Source organism: Simonsiella muelleri ATCC 29453, from assembly GCF_002951835.1.
GTDB lineage: Bacteria > Pseudomonadota > Gammaproteobacteria > Burkholderiales > Neisseriaceae > Simonsiella > Simonsiella muelleri.
In genome coordinates, this window is record NZ_CP019448.1 from 321,636 (window position 1) to 338,560 (window position 16,925).

Sequence of the window (16,925 nt, forward strand, 5' to 3'; positions counted from 1 at the left end):
GCACGGTATGTGGGCAGCATCTTTTCCAACTCCAAAATGCAGGTACAACACATCATGTCTGATAATCAACATATTGAATCAACAGAGAATAATCAGCCAGTTACGTTGGCAAAACCTTCTATAGTAGAATCAAACCATTTTGCTAACCAATCTAATTACAATCAACAACCTATTGTAATTGAAAGAAAAGGCGGTCGTGGTGCAGCAACAGGTGCGTTGGTCTTGTCTTTGCTGGCGTTGGGGGCGAGCGGTTTTCTGTTTGTGGAAGGACAAAATATTCTGAAGCAGCAGGAAAACTCCGTACAAAATGCACTTAAAGATGCGGCTTTAGGCGAAACTGATAATGCCCAAAGTCTAAAAATCGCATTAGAACAACAGGACAAGTTAAATCAAAGCTTGATGGGTTTGTCTAAAGACCAAAACGAAGACCATCAACATCTTGCCAATATGCAGCGCAGCTACAATGAATTACTCAAAGGGCGTGTGAATTGGTTGGTAGATGAAACCGAAGTGATGTTGAATGTTGCTGCACAACAATTGTTGTTGTCTGGCAATGTGCCTGTGGCGATTTCCACACTCAATACGATTGAGCAACGCTTGAAACGTTTTGACCAAGCTGAATTAATTCCCATCAAAAAAGCTATTTCTGATGATTTAAGCGATTTGAAAGCGCAAGGCGGACATTATTTGGACGTTTCCAGTACTTCATTAAAAGTGGATAGCTTGGAAAAAAGCGTGGCAAGTTTGCCGTTATTGGTAGACAGTACGCTGCAACCCGTGAAAAATGAAGCCGCGCCCACCGCAACCGATGCCGATTTTTGGACACGTACTTGGGAGAAAACTTTGGGTATGCTTAAGGGCATGGTGGAAATTCGTAAATTAGACAGTAATGATGCAATGTTATTGTCGCCCGAGCAAATTTATTTTGTTCGTGCCAATTTGCGTTTGCGTTTATTAGATGCGCGTTTGGCATTATTGCAGCATAATAATGAAATTTATAAGAAAAATTTGGACGAAGTGAAATTGGCAGTCATGCAATATTTTGATACCAGTGCACCAACCACTCAAGAATGGCTGAAAACTTTGGACGAATTGAGTCAGCAAAATCTACAAATTGTTTCTGATACCGCATTAAGTCGTAGCCAAACCGCGATTCGCAATTATCAAAACCAAGCTGAAGTAGAAAAACAACCCATTTCTATGAATGATATTCCAGCACGTTCGGATGTTGTTTTGCCTACAATCGCTACGAACAGTGTTGACAGTAAAGTGGAAAATAAATCAGCAAGCCAAGTGGTTGGTTCTGTCGCGTCAACTATTCAGGCAGCCTCTGCACCTGTTGTGGCAGCTTCCAAAGTGGCAGCACCAATTGAAAAATCTGCTACTGAAAAGACCACGCAGCCTGAAACCAAATCTGAAATTAAAGCGGAAAATAAAACCGACAGTACCGAAACCAAAGTAGCCAGTGGTGTTTCCAGTGGTACGGTAGCGGCTGCTACAACAGGTTTGGCGGCTGTGCCTTTGGCCAAAGCGTTATCCGACAAAATGGCGGATACCAAAACCGATGAAGCCAAAAAAGATGATAAAAAATCTATTACCAAAGACAAAGCTGATAAACCCAAAGCCAAGTCTGAACGTGATAAAAATAAAAATAAAAGTGATCGTAAAAAATCAAATTAAATTATTATTTTTATTGAAATATTTTCTTGAAACATGATAATTTGTATAAGATTTCATGTTGAGTAAACGTCACAAAATAGGAGCCCACAATGAAGGGTTTGATTTGGATTATTGTTTTATTTGCTATCGCTGTGGGCGCAGCATTGTTGATTCAGCACTTCCCTGGTGATGTGTATGCCCATGTCGGCAATTATATGTTACGCATGAATTTGCGCTTGTTTATCATCGGCTTATTGTTAAGCATGGTGGTGTTGTATTTCTTGATTAAATTTGTCTTTGGTATTTTGGCAACACCAGGCAAAATGAGCCGTTTTGGCAGTTCACGCAAAAGCCGTAAAGCGATTGCAGCCTTAAATGATGCAGGTGTGGCATATTTTGAAGGTCGCTATCAAAAAGCTGAACAGGAAGCCGCCAAAGTCTTAGCCAATAATCATGCTGGTAATAATCGTGTGTTGGCATTGATGATTGCCGCCCAATCCAGTCAAAAAATTGGCAATTTGACTAAGCGCGATTCGTATTTGAGAGACATGGAACAAGTTTTGCCTGCTAAAGCACAATTACCACGTTATTTATTATTGGCAGAAAGTGCCATGTTGCGCCAAGATTATGTTACGGCTGAAGAAAATTTATCTGCAGCCGCCCAACTAGATCGCAATTTACCCGAATTGTTGCAAATGCAACTTCGTTTAGCGATTGCCAAAGATAATCCTTTGGAAATTCTAGAAAGTGTAGATAAATTGCAAAAAGCATCGCAATTAAGCAATGAAGAAGTATTAAATTATCGTAATGTGGCATATCGTAGTTTGGTTGCAAATGCCGCCAATGCCAGTCAGTTGAAAGCAGCATTGCGCCGTATTCCCGATGAAGTCAAGTCGGGCGAGTTGTGTGTATCAATTGCCACGCAATATCAACATTTGGGTTTATATCAAGATGCCACTGCTTGGGTTCGTAGCTACTATCCACATACGCATTATGTTGATTTGTTGCCTATTTTTGCAAATAGTATGCGTTATTTGAATGACAGTGAACAACGCAAATCGATTGATATCGCCGATGGTTGGCTCAAAAGTCAACCCAAAGATGCTGAATTGCTGATTTGTTTGGGAGAGTTGTGTATTAACAAGCAGTTATGGGGTAAAGCACAAGGTTATTTGGAAGCCAGCGTTGCGATTAAACCCACTACTCGTGCACGTTTGGCGCTGGCAAAAGTATTTGATGAAACGCAATCTAATTCATTGGCAGATGAACAACGCCGTTTAGTGTTGAATGAAATTTCTCATTAAATCAGTATGTTCAGTAAGGCTGAAAAAAATCGTTATTCATATTTATGATGATGTGTGATGTTTTTGTTTCAGCCTAAATTTTTTCAGGCTGCCTGAAATAAAGAAGCAAGCGTTTATAATATATGAATGTTGATTTGGTTGTGAGTCATTTGGTAACTGAATTGGGCGCGGAGAAATTGGTTTTTATAACCAATCTTTTGGTGTGATAAATCAAAGGACGAATTATTCACCAAATTACATCAACTTAACCACACAAGACATCTACGTGATGATGCCAATGGTACATTATCGGGCGGTATGTTGCCGAAAATGACATCTGCTTTTGAATTGGCGCAAAATGATGTGAAAGCCGCCCACATCATTGATGGGCGTATCCCGAATGTTTTGTTATTGGAAATTTTTACCGATGAAGGGATTGGCAGCATGATTTTGGGTGATGCTCATTCTCAGGCTGCCTAAAAAGAATGGAACAAAAATTTACTGAAGAAACCGTACTTTGGGTCAAACATCACACACCCAAACTCATGACTTTTGCCATCACGCGTCCTGAAAATTATCGTTTTACGGCTGGGCAATTTGCACGGCTTGGTTTTCGTGAAGGCGAGGGTTATATTTGGCGTGCGTACTCCATTGTTTCGGCTGAATACGCAGAAGAATTGATTTTTTTTGCTGTATTGATTGAAGGTGGCGCGATGTCCGCCTATTTAAATCGTTTACAAGAAAATGATGCCATTTTGCTGGATAAAGTTGCGCAAGGTTTTTTTATTCCACAGCGTTTTCCTGATGGGCGTGATTTGATTATGTTGTCTACAGGTTCGGGAATTGCACCATTTTTGTCTATTTTGCAACAACCTGAAATTTGGCAACGTTTTGAAACACTGGCGTTGGCTCATTGCGTATCATATAATAACGATTTGATTTTTAATCAACAAATTGATAAGTTATCAAAACACCCTTTAGTGGGCGAATTTGTGGCAAAATTACGGTTTATTGGCATGACCACGCGTGAATATGATGACCAACATCTACATTTCAGGCTGCCTGAAAGTTTACGCAATGGCACATTATCTCAAGCCATGAATCTGCCATTTGAACAAACACATAGCCGTTTTATGATTTGTGGAAATCCCAATATGGTGCGAGATACCTTTCAGGCTTTGCTGGATTTGGGTTTTACCATGCACCGCAATAAATTAGCGGGACAAATTATTATGGAAAATGGCTTCTAATTTTTGAAATTACAGAATATTTTGATTAAACACATTTGCAAGGAATATAAATAATGCAACATTTAATGATTGACTTTGAGAAAGTGCAACCTGCTGATTTGGATTGCCTTGATCCCGATAGCGTACACGTTTGGTTATTTTTAGGCACTGAGCAACAGGAAACCATTCCTTTGCGTTTGTGTGAGTCTTTGTGCCGATTTGGGAAAAAAGTTCATTTTGTTCACGTACATAATAATGCACCAACAGCATTGGATTTTTACTTGAGTTTTTATTTGGGTAAAATCATTGACCATGATCCAGCTGCGATTATTGGTATTTTGTCGCAAGACAGTGGCTATGATGTTTTAGTGGAACACGTTCAACAAAGTTTGCAGGCGAAACACATTTCACGTGTTTCCAGCTTGGCTGAATTGCAACAACGTTCGCGAGACATCAATGCGTTTCATGAGCCTACTAAAGATGCCAACAATTCTCCTTTTGCATCATTGGTTCAGCCAGCGCATAAATTAGCACCAATGAAAACAACAACGACAATTTCGCAAAATAACTCTTCAGAACAAGTAGTTAAAAATGCAAATAACAGCGAATTGGTGGATAAATATTATCCCAATATTTTAAATGCGATGAGTCAAAAAGATGCGTATCATCCACGTCGCCGCCGCAATTTAGTTGCGAATATCCGCCGTTTTGTGGCACAAAGTGAACCTGAGTTGCATTCAGATTCACAAACCGAATTGGCTGAATTGATTGTTGTGCGTTTAGAAGAAAATCAATTAATTACCGCAATTGACGATGGTTTGTTGAGCTATCATTTTAATCAAGATGGCAGCGATTCTGGTGAAAATTAATTTGTTTTTAATTTAAATATGAAAATAAAACCGTTATTGCCATTTCATTGGATAACGGTTTTATTATGTTTCAGGCTGCCTGAAAATTATTTTTGAGAAAAATATGTTTAAAACCGCCAAAGAATTTACATTTGATATGGCACATATGCTTGATGGGCATGATGGCAAATGTCAAAATTTACATGGACATACCTATATTTTGCAAGTGGAAATTTCAGGCAGCCTGAAAGAATCAGGTGCAAAAAAAGGCATGGTCATGGATTTTTCTGATTTGAAAAACATCGTGAAAACACATATTTTGGACAAAATGGATCACGCTTTTATCTACGATACCAGCAGTCAGCGTGAAACCCAAGTTGCTGATTTATTAAATCAATTAAACTCAAAAACTTATGGTATCAATACCCGCAGTACTGCCGAAGAAATGGCTCGCCATATTTTCCAAATATTACAAGAACATATCCCCATTAGCTTGGTACGCCTATGGGAAACCCCTTCTTCTTATTGTGAGTATTCAGAATGAGTGAACCGATTTTTAGAATTGTGGAAATTTTTGAGACTTTGCAGGGCGAAGGCTATAACACGGGAATGCCGAGCGTGTTCATTCGGTTTGGCAAATGCAATTTGGCGTGCCATTGGTGTGATACAAATTATCAGCAATTTGAGATGATGACTTTAACGCAAATTATGGACCAAGTTTATGATTATTCAGCGAAAAATATCATTATTACGGGTGGTGAACCCACGATTCAACCACAATTGGAAATTTTATTAAACCGATTGAAATCAGAAGGTTATTTTATTGCAATTGAAACCAATGGTTTGAGGGCTGTTCCTGAGCAAATTGATTACATCGCCACCAGTCCTAAGCGTTTATATGCAAATGCCTACGATAAAACGTGTTTATCTGCCGCAGATGAAGTACGAATCGTGGTGGATAGTGATGATATTTTTAGTTTTTGTGAAATAATTGAACAAAAAATACGTGCAAAACGCTATTATCTGTCTCCGTGTGAGCAAAATGGTGAGATGAATATTTTGGCGACCATTACATTATTAGGCAAACTCAATGCGCGTCCTAATCAGCCACATTGGCAATTGAGTATTCAGACACACAAATTGTGTGGCATTGACTAAATTCATATTCAGGCTGCCTGAACAATAGGTAGCCTGAAAAATATTAATATTTAAATTTGATTTAATTTTTTTAGCAAATCATCAACTTTGTCTGGGTCTTCATTGCGAATGATTTTGGCGACATCATTGACCAAATTCACAGTATTGCTTCGGACAATTATGTCTTTTATGGCTAGTAAGTTATTGCTAGTCATAGAGAATTTCCGTAATCCTAACCCCAATAATAAACGAGTATACACCGCATCACCCGCCATTTCACCGCACACCGACACGCCTTTACCTGCACGATTCGCCGTCCGAATAATATGCGATAATAATTTAATAATTGCTGGGTGTGCTGGTTGATACAAATAACTTACCGAATCATCGCTTCTGTCTACTGATAAAGTGTATTGAATCAAATCATTTGTCCCTATTGAAACAAAATCTATTAATTTCAATAAACTAGAAACCGTTAAAGCCGCAGATGGAATTTCAATCATGCAGCCCACTTCTATTTTTCCAAACGTTTCACCGCGTTCCGTGAGTTGTTTTTTTGCAGTTTCTAAATGAATCAGACTTTGTTTCAATTCCGACACGCTGGCAATCATCGGAAACATCATTTTCACATTACCATGCACTGCCGCCCGTAAAATTGCACGTATTTGGGTACGAAACATCATCGGTTCAGCATGGCACAAACGAATACCCGTCAGCCCCAACGCTGGATTTAACGCCGCATTAGGCGTGCCATTATTACCAAACCAACGCGGATTTTTATCCACACCCAAATCTACTGTGCGAATGGTTAAAGGTTTGCCTTTTAATTTTTTAGCAATATCGCTATATATTTGATATAATTCATCTTCTTCAGGAAGCGTGTCGCGATTCAAATAAGAAAATTCACTGCGTAACAAACCCACACCGTCTGCACCTATGTTGTGCAGTATTTTGATGTCTTCCGCGCTTTCAATATTCGCCAGTAAGTCAATTTCTTCACCATCTTCGGTAGTGGTGGCGGTTTTTTTCAATTTTTTCAGTGATTTTTGATGGTCGCGGTAATCTTTCAAACGGCGGCGATATTCCGCCAACACCAATTCATCAGGGTCAATAATCAGTACACCGCCGATGCCGTCTACAATCACATATTCATTTTCGCTAATCAGTTGCCGTGCGTTGCCCAGTCCGACTACAGATGGAATATTCAGGCTGCGTCCCAAAATCGCGGTGTGACTGGTTGGTCCTCCCATGTCGGTAACAAAACCCTCAATACGTTGGTCCTTGAAGAATACCGTATCCGCTGGCGACAAATCGTGTGCAATCAACACAGTATCTTCTAGCAAATTGGTTTCTAAATTGATTTCGGGGCTTTGTCCAGCTAAATTTTTTTGGATTCGCTCAACGACTTGCAGCATATCTTGTTTACGCTGACGCAAATATTCATCGTCAATTTCATCAAATTGTAAACTCAAATGGTCGGTTTGAATTTTTAACGCCCATTCAGCATTAATGGCTTGTTCTTGCAGAATATCAATGGGTTCACGCGACAACGTTACATCGGTCAGTAACATCAAATGCAATGAAATAAATGCCCCCAATTCAGTTGGTGCATTTTCAGGAATGGCACTGCGAATCTGTTCCAATTGTTTGCGTGTGGATTTAATGGCGGCTTCAAAACGACTGATTTCATTGGGAATTTCATCATCTTTTAGATGATATTGTGGCACTTGTGAAATGCCGCGTACCACCAAATGAGCGCGTCCAATTGCAATGCCACGTCCAGCAGCATAGCCGTGCAGCACAATCATGATTATTCCCCTTCGCCGAAATAATCGTTTATTAAACTCACTAGGGCTTGCATGGCTGCTATCTCGTCTGTGCCATCGGTTTCTATTGTGATTTCAGTGCCTTGTGCAGCAGCAAGCATCATCAAACCCATGATGCTTTTGCCATTAACGCGTTTGCCGTTGCGTGATACCCAAATTTCACTTTGAAAAGGAGATGCGGTTTGAGTAAATTTGCTGGACGCGCGTGCATGTAAACCTAATTTATTGATAATTTTGACTGTTTGAGTTTGCATAATGTGCAATCCTATTGAGTAAATGTGAGCAATATATTTTCAGGCTGCCTTTATTCCGTAAATGCCATAATACCTTGAATCCCTGCATCTTTTGCTAATTGCGTGAATTCATTTAAATTTTCTGATTGAACCGAATAATTAACCGCTTTAATCAACATCGGTGCATTCAAACCGCTAATCATTGCCGAATCAGACGACTGAATCAATTTCATCGCCGCATTGCAAGGTGTTGCGCCAAAAATATCGGTTAAAATCAATACGCCATTGCCACGATTCAAACGTGGCAGCATCATTTTGGCACGTGAAATAATGCGTTCGTGGTCGTCCGTAACTTCCACATTCAAAATGGCAATGTGGTCAAAATTAAATTGTGGGAAGAAATGTTTGGCTAATTGCGTGTAAGCCGCCCCCAAAGTTTCATGCGTAATAATCAATAAACCTATCATGACTATCTCATTTTAATTAATAATATATTATGTTTTCAGGCTGCCTGAAACTTAGAACCTGTGTTCATCATCTTACGAACACAGGTTCTTATTTTAACATCTGTGCCAATTCCATTGAACGCGCTGCTGCCGCTTGTGCGCCTTGTTGCACACCCGATGCCACGCCGCATTCATCAAATTTGGTTAATGCTGCAAATGTTGTGCCACCTTTGGATGTAACTTTCTGTTGTAAAACTGCAAAATCTTCACCAGATTGCGCCGCCAATGTTACCGCTCCACGAAACGTCTGCAATGCCAATTCATGTGCTTGCTTGTCTGTAAAACCAAAATCTGTTGCTGCTTGTTTGAGTGCATTCATCAAATAAAATGCATACGCTGACCCACTACCCGAAATTGCGGTAATGGCATGCATCATATTTTCATTTTCCACCCAAATGGTTACGCCACATGCGGACATGATTTTTTCCGCTACAACCTTGTCAGCATCGCTTGCGCCAGTCGCTGCAAACAATCCTGATATTCCCAAACCCACCGCGCAAGGTGTATTGGGCATCACACGAATAATCCGATTGCTGTTCAGCCAATGAGATAAAGTCGCCACTTCAAGTCCCGCCGCCAATGACAAAATTAACGCGCCATGCGTTTGTACATCGGTTAATGCGTTGCGCATATCTTGTGGTTTGACAGCTAAAATCACGACATCATTTGCGTTAATATTTTCAGGCAGCCTGAAAGCGGTTTGTACGGCAAATTTTTGTTCTAAAATCTGATTTTTATCTGCACTTCGGTTGGCGACAATGATGTTATCATCAGATGACTGGGCGCGTAATCCAGCGATAATTGCGCTTGCCATGTTGCCGCCACCTAAAAAATAAATTGCCATTTTTGTTAATCCTTGTTAATAATATTGACTGATTCTAACACAGGAAAAAACAATGTCTACCAGTAACAAAAAATTAGCCGTTCTGATTGATGCTGACAATGCGCCAGCCGATATTATTGACGAAATGTTGGAAGAAATCGCCAAATATGGCGTTGCCAGCGTAAAACGAATTTATGGCGATTGGAGTCATGGCTTGAGTAAATGGAAAGCCACGCTGCTGCCTCATGCCATTATCCCTGTGCAGCAATTTGCCTACACCAAAGGTAAGAACGCCACTGATATGGCATTGGTGATTGATGCGATGGATTTGTTGTATAGTGGTAATTTTGATGGCTTTTGCATTGTGTCCAGCGACAGCGATTTTACGCGCTTGGCATCGCGTTTGCGAGAAAGTGGTTTGACGGTTTATGGTTTTGGCGAGAAAAAAACGCCTGAATCATTTCGCCGTGCGTGTGATAAATTTGTGTATGTGGAAATTTTCCGTCCTGAGAAAAATTTGCCTAAACAAAAAAATGCACCCAATCAAAATAATAAATCAAATAATAATCAAGAGCTTATAAATTTAATCAAACGTGCTGTCAAAGAAACAGCTGACGATTTGGGTTGGGCGAATTTGGCTCCGATTGGCAGCTATATTAATAAAGTAAATCCTGATTTTGATTCGCGTTTGTATGGATTTAGCAAATTGTCGGATTTGATTAAGTCATTGGATTTATTTGAACATCGTACCGATAATAATCAGCTACAAGTCCGCCGCCTTAACAAAAATGAAACACAACGTGTGCTAACTGATGAGTCGCCCAAACAATCCCATTTTGAATCTTCAAGCAGCCAAAAAGATTCAAATAACGTGCAATCATCTGAAAATTCAGAAAAAAATACTTCAGGCAGCCTGAAAAAGAAATCCGCAAAAAACAAGCCCAATCATGCGCCACAAAGCTCAAATTCCGAATCTTCAGGCAGCCTGAAAGATTCAAATAATGTACAATCTTTTGAAAATTCAGAAAAAAATACTTCAGGTAGCCTGAAAAGGAAATCTGCAAAAAATCATCCCAATAATGTACCACAAAACTCAAATTCCGAATCTTCAGGCAGCCTGAAAGATTCAAATAACGTGCAATCATCTGAAAACCCTGAAAAAAACACTTCAGGCAGCCTGAAGAATAATAAGCCGAATTTCAGCAAAATCATTCCGATTGTGCAAAATGCCATTGATGCCTGTGCCGACCCGAAAGGTTGGGCGCGGTTGGGCGAAGTGCTGAAATATTTGGAGTTGCACATTCAAGCAACGCAATATGGTTTTGATAATACACGCGAATTAATTCACTCAATTTATGATGATTGGTTAGAAATCAAAAAATTAGGACGTGGTGAACGAATCCGTATTAATAAGCGATTTATTTCTAAAAATGAATAAAATTAACTTATTTTTAGTCAAAAGAATTCAATTTTTGGCAATGATTTCTTTATTTGCTTTGATTTTGGGGCAAGTATTGGGGCAATGGTGGTGGTTTGCTGAATTATTCAGTCATTTTGTGCTGTGGTACGCTGTTATTTTTGTTTTGGCAACCATTTGGGCGCAATCATGGCGAAAGCGTTTGATTTGGGGACTGTGCGCATTGGGGTTGATGATTTGGCTGTGGTTACCTTGGCAAATTGCCGTCAGCAAAATTAATCAATATAACTTATTGTGGTACAACGTGAATTTGGATAATCCCAATCCCGAAGCCGAAACCACGCAAATTTTACAAGCCAAACCCGATGTATTGGCATTAGCGGAAATTGATTTGAATGATGCGCGTTGGCAAGATTTGCAAACGCATTATCCGCATGGCTGCATCCATCAGGAAGACAGCCCCTTTGCATTGGCGGTGTGGGCGCGTGAGCCTTTACGTGATTGTCGTGTGAATTTTGTTGATGGTGTGGCGTGGATTCGCGCCGAATTAGCAGATAATACAGCCATTTATGCGCTGCATCCGCCACCGCCTATTTCTGGTAATTTGGCAAGCCTTCGTCAAAATTATCTTATTGAATTAGCAAAGAAAATTAGCAAAGAACCTAAAAATGTGGTGGTCGTGGGTGATTTGAACGCGACACCCTTTTCGCCTGTTTTTCGCCAATTTGTTTCAGATGCCAATGTTGTGAGCCAAATGCCTAATTATATGCCGACTTGGCGATTATTTGGTTTGCATATTGACCATGTTTTAACGCGAAATGTGTTGGCGCAGACGTATGCGTTACAGTGGGGTGATTCTGACCATAGAGCAATCATGGCGACTTGGTAGTTTTCAGGTTAAAACCTTTGCAAATCCAAAACAAGTTATTGTTTTGGGGTATTGCAAAGGTTTTAACTTATTGATTAGCAAAAATATTTACGCATCAATATTTTGTGCAATCAAAGCGTTGTTTTCAATGAAAGCGCGTCGTGGTTCAACTTCATCGCCCATTAGCGTAACAAACGTTTTGTCTGCCGCAATGGCATCTTCAATGCGAACTTTCAGTAAACGGCGAACATCTGGATTCATGGTGGTTTCCCAAAGTTGTTCAGGATTCATCTCACCTAAACCTTTATATCGTTGAATCATCATGCCTTTTTGTGCGCCAGCCAGCAAAATATCCAAGGCTTCTTCAAATGATTTCACAGTTTGTGCATCACCATCGCCTTTGAATAATTCTGCACCTGCTGCGTCCAACAAACCTCGTTGTTGTTCGGCGGTTTTCAGCAAAATTTGGTAGGCTTTGCTATCCACAAATTTTTGGTCAAGGTAGGAAATCATCACGTTACCATGCAATTGGCGCGTCATTTTAATGAAATGATTGTCATCATTTCCTGCCACGTATTCCAACGCGATTTCTTGATTTTTCAGGCTGCCTGAAAGCATTTCAATGGCGCGTTTGGTTGAGTTTTCATTTGATAAATCAATTGCATCAACATCAATTAAAGCACGCAACACATCAGCATCCATCACGCGACTTTCTTCAGCAATCGTGTTACGCGCACGCAAAAACTGTTTCGCCACTTTCGTCAATTCCGCACCTTCTAAAACACGGCTGCCTGAAACCAAACGTGCTTTGTCCACTGCCAAACCGAGCAAAAATTCATCTTTTTCCTGTTCATCTTTCAAATAACGCTCGGTTTTACCATGTTTGGCTTTATAAAGAGGCGGTTGCGCGATATAAACGTAGCCACGCTCCAGCAATTCAGGCATTTGGCGATAGAAAAAGGTCAATAACAACGTGCGAATATGTGCGCCGTCCACATCCGCATCGGTCATAATAATCACGCGATGATAACGCAATTTTTCCAAATTAATTTTTGGGGTATTGCTGTCATCATCGGTTTTTTTGCCAAAACTGATACCCAAGGCAGCGAACAGCGCAGAAATTTCCTGATTATCCAAAACCTTGTCAAAACGCGCACGTTCTACATTCAAAATTTTGCCTTTGAGTGGCAAAATCGCTTGGAATTTTCGGTCTCGCCCCTGCTTCGCTGAACCACCCGCAGAATCACCCTCCACAAGATACAATTCTGATAATGCTGGATCTTTTTCTTGGCAGTCCGCGAGTTTTCCTGGTAAATTCAAACCTTCAAACACGTTTTTGCGTTGAATATTTTCACGTGCTTTTCGTGCTGCTTCACGCGCTGTGGCTGCCAAAATAATTTTATCGGTAATGATTTTGGCGATTTTCGGATTTTCTTCTAAGAAATTTTTCAAGTGTTCATTCAATACTTCACTAATCACGGGCGCAATTTCACTGGAAACCAGTTTATCTTTGGTTTGTGATGAAAATTTTGGATCAGGTAGTTTAACCGACAAAATGCAGGTCAAACCTTCGCGCATATCATCACCGCTCACATCTAATTTATTATTTTTAGATGATTTTTTAATAATTTCATTGGCTTCAATATATTGATTAATGGTACGCGTCATCACTTGACGCAAAGCCGTCAAATGTGTACCGCCATCGCGTTGCGGAATATTGTTCGTGAAACATTGCACCGATTCTTGATAGCTGTCGTTCCACTGCATGGCGCACTCTACGGTCATGCCGTCTTTTTCGCCCAAAGCATAGAAAATCTTATCGTGCAATGGTTTTTTACTGCCACGAGTATATTCTACGAAACCTGTTACGCCACCTGATTCAGCAAAATTTTCGTATTTTCCATCGCGTTTATCAAATAATTCAATTTTTACGCCATTGTTTAAAAATGACAATTCACGAATGCGTTTGGCAAGCGTTTCAAATTTGTATTGCACCGTGCCAAATGTTTCTTCACTCGCTAAAAATTGCACGCGCGTGCCATGTTTATTCGGATCGCATTCGCCCACGACTTTTAATGGTTCAACTGTTTCGCCACGTTTAAATGCCACAAAATGTTCTTTGCCCTCGCGCCAAATCGTCAAACGCAACCAATCCGACAACGCATTGACAACAGACACACCCACGCCATGTAAACCCCCCGACACCTTGTAGCTATTATTATCAAACTTGCCACCCGCGTGCAAAATCGTCATGATGACTTCAGCGGCGGAACGTCCTTCTTTTGGGTGAATGCCTGTAGGAATACCGCGCCCGTTGTCTTCAATGGTGATGGACTCGTCTGCATTAATGGCAACGGTAATATTATCGCAATGCCCTGCTAGGGCTTCGTCAATCGCGTTGTCCAGCACTTCAAATACCATGTGATGCAAGCCTGAGCCGTCTTGCGTGTCGCCGATGTACATACCTGGACGTTTGCGAACCGCTTCCAAACCTTCTAATACTTGAATGCTGTCTGCGCCGTATTCTTGTTGAATTTGTTCTGTCATATTGATTACTTTTTTGATTAAAATGAAATTCTTTGATTTCAGGCTGCCTGAAAAATAAGGTGAAATTATACCCGAAAACGCATTTTTCTGCTTGATTATGCGGTTTTCAGGCTGCCTGAAAAGACAAAAAGACTCGCATACTTACAAAGTATGTTTTGTTTCTAACGAAGCTCACGCCAAACACCAGACGAAATCTGTGCAAAAGAAAAGCGCATCGCGAAGCAATATGTCCTAAAGATTAGAGTTTTACAAAGGTTTCACTTTTCGTTGATTGATAAGTGAGAATCTGTATTCACAGCCAAGCGCGATGAATACAGGTTCTGAATAAAAAGTATACTGACTTGCATAATACACTGGATTTTTTGTATAATGGATGAGTTCGCCTTGTGTGGACGTTTTTTATTTTACGCAGAGCATATTTCGCATTAAGGGTGCTTTTTTCAGGTTGCCTGAGAAAGGTTCTTGCAGAAATATGTATGCTTTTTAACCCTTATATTTTTTAGGAAACTCAATGTCTTCTCAAATTACTATGCGCCAAATGATTGAAGCTGGCGTACACTTCGGTCATCAAACTCGTTACTGGAATCCAAAAATGGCACAATACATTTTTGGTGCACGTAATAAAATTCACATCATCAACTTAGAAAAAACCGTTCCCTTGTTCCAAGAAGCACAAGACGTGGTGCGCCGCTTGGTTGCCAACAAAGGTACCGTATTATTCGTAGGCACCAAACGCCAAGCACGCGACATCATCAAAGAAGAAGCAGAACGCGCAGGTATGCCATACGTTGACCATCGCTGGTTGGGTGGTATGCTGACAAACTACAAAACCGTCAAACAATCCATCAAACGCTTGGAAGAAAAATCTACTGTTTTGGCAAACGCTGAAGCCAGTGGTTACAACAAAAAAGAATTGTTGGACATGACACGTGAAGTGGAAAAACTGGAACGTTCTTTAGGCGGTATCAAAGACATGAAAGGTTTGCCAGATGCGATTTTTGTAATTGACACAGGTTACCAACATGGTACTTTGGTTGAGGCAGCTAAATTGGGTATTCCAGTGATTGCCGTTGTGGATTCTAACAACAGCCCCGATTTGGTTAAACACGTTATTCCTGGTAACGATGATTCTGCCAAAGCCATTCGCTTGTACTGCCGTGGTATTGCTGATGCAGTGTTGGAAGGCAAAAACCAAGCGATTGCTGAAACCGTAGCTGCTGCACAAGCTGCTGCTGAATAATACAGCGTGTATTTCAGGCTGCCTGAAAAACCATTCAGGCAGCTTATTTTGAATTGAATTAATTGAATTTTGGAGAATAACATGGCAGAAATTACTGCAAAAATGGTAGCTGATTTGCGCGCATCAACTGGCTTGGGCATGATGGAATGTAAAAAAGCATTGGTTGAAGCAGAAGGCAATATGGAAAAAGCTGAAGAAATTTTGCGAATCAAATCAGGTGCAAAAGCAGGTAAATTAGCGGGTCGTACGGCCGCTGAAGGCGTTTTGGCATGCGCCATTGAAGGCAAAACTGGCGCATTGGTAGAAGTGAACTGTGAAACTGACTTCGTGGCAAAAGATGCTGGCTTTGTGGCATTTGCTCAATCTGTGGCAAAAACAGCTGCAACTCAAAAACCTGCAACCGTTGAAGAATTGTCTGCATTGGTTGAAGACGAACGCAAAGCAGTCATTGCTAAATTAGGCGAAAATATGTCTGTGCGCCGTTTCCAATTAATTGAAACTTCTGGAAATTTAGTGGCTTACATTCATGGTTCTTTGGCAACTGAAGGTGTATTGGTTGAGTACACAGGTTCTGAAGATGTTGCGCGTAAAATCGGTATGCACATCGTTGCTGCTAAACCGCAATGTGTACGCGAAGACCAAGTTGATGCTGCAACAGTAGAAAAAGAACGCCATATCTACACTGAACAAGCCGTGGCATCTGGTAAGCCTGCTGAAATTGCAGCGAAAATGGTTGAAGGTCGCATCAAAAAATTCTTGGCAGAAGTATCCTTGAATGGTCAAGCATTTGTCATGAATCCAGATCAAACTGTTGCCCAATTCGCTAAAGAAAACAACACTGAAATTTTATCATTCGTTCGTTACAAAGTAGGCGATGGCATTGAGAAAAAAGCTGTAGATTACGCTGCTGAAGTGGCGGCTGCTGCTAAAGTTTAATATTTTTTGATGTAAAAATTTTCTTAAAAACAGAAACCTTTGCAGAACCCCAAAATAATTGCTTGTTTTGGGGTTTTTTCGTTTGATAAAAATTGAATAGAATTTAATTTATTGTATTTATTTGATATTATTTATAATCTTCATATTTATAGTCGTTTAAAATCAAAATAGGACAAGGCGATTACCGTGTATATCTAAGTACATAAGGGAGCGAGCAATGCGGTAGTATTTTTAATTTTGCTAGTTATAATATGATATAATATAAAAATATTTTTAATTTAATTTATTGAAATTAAATAATATTATTGTGAGCTTGGAAAGTTTTATTGATACAATCTTAACATATAGCTTTATTGTTTGTAAGTTGATGCCC

The 16,925-nt window shown here is 40.2% G+C and carries 15 protein-coding genes and 1 pseudogene; 11 read left to right on the top strand and 5 right to left on the bottom strand.

All coding sequences use genetic code 11. From position 1 onward, the window contains the following. Positions 1 to 54: 54 nt before the first annotated feature. From BWP33_RS01550 to BWP33_RS01580, 7 genes and pseudogenes are all read left to right on the top strand, one after another. A complete protein-coding gene (locus tag BWP33_RS01550) occupies positions 55 to 1,680 on the top strand; it encodes a uroporphyrinogen-III C-methyltransferase (RefSeq protein ID WP_002641123.1) in 1,626 nt (541 codons plus the stop codon). 89 nt (positions 1,681 to 1,769) lie between these two features. Further along, positions 1,770 to 2,963 carry a heme biosynthesis HemY N-terminal domain-containing protein gene (locus tag BWP33_RS01555; RefSeq protein WP_002641122.1) on the top strand — a complete coding sequence of 398 codons (1,194 nt, stop codon included), beginning with the start codon at positions 1,770 to 1,772 and terminating at the stop codon, positions 2,961 to 2,963. 122 nt (positions 2,964 to 3,085) lie between these two features. Then, a pseudogene (locus BWP33_RS13340) lies at positions 3,086 to 3,422 on the top strand (amino acid kinase family protein); the annotation flags it as partial. A gap of 5 nt (positions 3,423 to 3,427) precedes the next feature. After that, positions 3,428 to 4,192, top strand: coding sequence for a ferredoxin--NADP reductase (locus BWP33_RS01565; protein WP_002641120.1), 765 nt, complete (start codon positions 3,428 to 3,430; stop codon positions 4,190 to 4,192). A gap of 53 nt (positions 4,193 to 4,245) precedes the next feature. Further along, positions 4,246 to 5,040 (top strand): PIN domain-containing protein, encoded by a 795-nt coding sequence (locus tag BWP33_RS01570; protein WP_002641119.1) that lies wholly within the window; start codon positions 4,246 to 4,248, stop codon positions 5,038 to 5,040. Between the two features lie 103 nt (positions 5,041 to 5,143). Next, entirely contained in the window at positions 5,144 to 5,563 is a 420-nt protein-coding gene (queD, locus tag BWP33_RS01575) for a 6-carboxytetrahydropterin synthase QueD (protein WP_002641118.1), read from the top strand. Further along, positions 5,560 to 6,177 (top strand): 7-carboxy-7-deazaguanine synthase QueE, encoded by a 618-nt coding sequence (locus BWP33_RS01580; protein ID WP_002641117.1) that lies wholly within the window; start codon positions 5,560 to 5,562, stop codon positions 6,175 to 6,177. The genes queD and BWP33_RS01580 overlap by 4 nt, the downstream gene beginning before the upstream one ends. A 50-nt stretch (positions 6,178 to 6,227) precedes the next feature. On the opposite strand, the gene ptsP is transcribed toward BWP33_RS01580, so the two are convergent. From ptsP to proC, 4 genes are all read right to left on the bottom strand, one after another. Further along, complete coding sequence (gene ptsP, locus BWP33_RS01585) at positions 6,228 to 7,964, bottom strand: phosphoenolpyruvate--protein phosphotransferase (RefSeq protein ID WP_002641116.1); 1,737 nt, start codon at positions 7,962 to 7,964, stop codon at positions 6,228 to 6,230. 2 nt (positions 7,965 to 7,966) lie between these two features. Further along, a complete protein-coding gene (locus BWP33_RS01590) occupies positions 7,967 to 8,236 on the bottom strand; it encodes an HPr family phosphocarrier protein (protein WP_002641115.1) in 270 nt (89 codons plus the stop codon). 50 nt (positions 8,237 to 8,286) lie between these two features. Further along, positions 8,287 to 8,682, bottom strand: a complete 396-nt coding sequence (locus BWP33_RS01595; protein ID WP_002641114.1) for a PTS sugar transporter subunit IIA — start codon at positions 8,680 to 8,682, stop codon at positions 8,287 to 8,289. Positions 8,683 to 8,770: 88 nt separating this feature from the next. Then, on the bottom strand, positions 8,771 to 9,565 hold the full coding sequence (gene proC / locus BWP33_RS01600) for a pyrroline-5-carboxylate reductase (RefSeq protein ID WP_002641113.1): 795 nt from the start codon (positions 9,563 to 9,565) through the stop codon (positions 8,771 to 8,773). 52 nt (positions 9,566 to 9,617) lie between these two features. Here proC and BWP33_RS12795 point away from each other — a divergent pair, with 52 nt between their 5' ends. Beyond that, entirely contained in the window at positions 9,618 to 10,982 is a 1,365-nt protein-coding gene (locus tag BWP33_RS12795) for an NYN domain-containing protein (protein WP_002641112.1), read from the top strand. 40 nt (positions 10,983 to 11,022) lie between these two features. Next, positions 11,023 to 11,850 carry an endonuclease/exonuclease/phosphatase family protein gene (locus BWP33_RS01610; RefSeq protein ID WP_224451247.1) on the top strand — a complete coding sequence of 276 codons (828 nt, stop codon included), beginning with the start codon at positions 11,023 to 11,025 and terminating at the stop codon, positions 11,848 to 11,850. A gap of 87 nt (positions 11,851 to 11,937) precedes the next feature. On the opposite strand, the gene gyrB is transcribed toward BWP33_RS01610, so the two are convergent. Then, positions 11,938 to 14,376 (bottom strand): DNA topoisomerase (ATP-hydrolyzing) subunit B, encoded by a 2,439-nt coding sequence (gene gyrB / locus BWP33_RS01615; protein WP_002641110.1) that lies wholly within the window; start codon positions 14,374 to 14,376, stop codon positions 11,938 to 11,940. 511 nt (positions 14,377 to 14,887) lie between these two features. Between gyrB and rpsB the strand changes: the two genes are divergently transcribed. Both rpsB and tsf read left to right on the top strand, forming a co-directional pair. Beyond that, positions 14,888 to 15,616, top strand: a complete 729-nt coding sequence (gene rpsB, locus BWP33_RS01620) for a 30S ribosomal protein S2 (RefSeq protein ID WP_002641109.1) — start codon at positions 14,888 to 14,890, stop codon at positions 15,614 to 15,616. 81 nt (positions 15,617 to 15,697) lie between these two features. Next, positions 15,698 to 16,552, top strand: coding sequence for a translation elongation factor Ts (tsf, locus tag BWP33_RS01625; protein WP_002641108.1), 855 nt, complete (start codon positions 15,698 to 15,700; stop codon positions 16,550 to 16,552). The last annotated feature ends 373 nt before the right edge of the window (positions 16,553 to 16,925 follow it).

Coding starts and splice junctions, on each gene's coding strand:
- BWP33_RS01550 (WP_002641123.1), top strand. CDS start 55: ATGTCTGATAATCAACATATTGAATCAACAGAGAATAATCAGCCAGTT.
- BWP33_RS01555 (WP_002641122.1), top strand. CDS start 1,770: ATGAAGGGTTTGATTTGGATTATTGTTTTATTTGCTATCGCTGTGGGC.
- BWP33_RS01565 (WP_002641120.1), top strand. CDS start 3,428: ATGGAACAAAAATTTACTGAAGAAACCGTACTTTGGGTCAAACATCAC.
- BWP33_RS01570 (WP_002641119.1), top strand. CDS start 4,246: ATGCAACATTTAATGATTGACTTTGAGAAAGTGCAACCTGCTGATTTG.
- queD (WP_002641118.1), top strand. CDS start 5,144: ATGTTTAAAACCGCCAAAGAATTTACATTTGATATGGCACATATGCTT.
- BWP33_RS01580 (WP_002641117.1), top strand. CDS start 5,560: ATGAGTGAACCGATTTTTAGAATTGTGGAAATTTTTGAGACTTTGCAG.
- ptsP (WP_002641116.1), bottom strand. CDS start 7,964: ATGATTGTGCTGCACGGCTATGCTGCTGGACGTGGCATTGCAATTGGA.
- BWP33_RS01590 (WP_002641115.1), bottom strand. CDS start 8,236: ATGCAAACTCAAACAGTCAAAATTATCAATAAATTAGGTTTACATGCA.
- BWP33_RS01595 (WP_002641114.1), bottom strand. CDS start 8,682: ATGATAGGTTTATTGATTATTACGCATGAAACTTTGGGGGCGGCTTAC.
- proC (WP_002641113.1), bottom strand. CDS start 9,565: ATGGCAATTTATTTTTTAGGTGGCGGCAACATGGCAAGCGCAATTATC.
- BWP33_RS12795 (WP_002641112.1), top strand. CDS start 9,618: ATGTCTACCAGTAACAAAAAATTAGCCGTTCTGATTGATGCTGACAAT.
- BWP33_RS01610 (WP_224451247.1), top strand. CDS start 11,023: ATGATTTCTTTATTTGCTTTGATTTTGGGGCAAGTATTGGGGCAATGG.
- gyrB (WP_002641110.1), bottom strand. CDS start 14,376: ATGACAGAACAAATTCAACAAGAATACGGCGCAGACAGCATTCAAGTA.
- rpsB (WP_002641109.1), top strand. CDS start 14,888: ATGTCTTCTCAAATTACTATGCGCCAAATGATTGAAGCTGGCGTACAC.
- tsf (WP_002641108.1), top strand. CDS start 15,698: ATGGCAGAAATTACTGCAAAAATGGTAGCTGATTTGCGCGCATCAACT.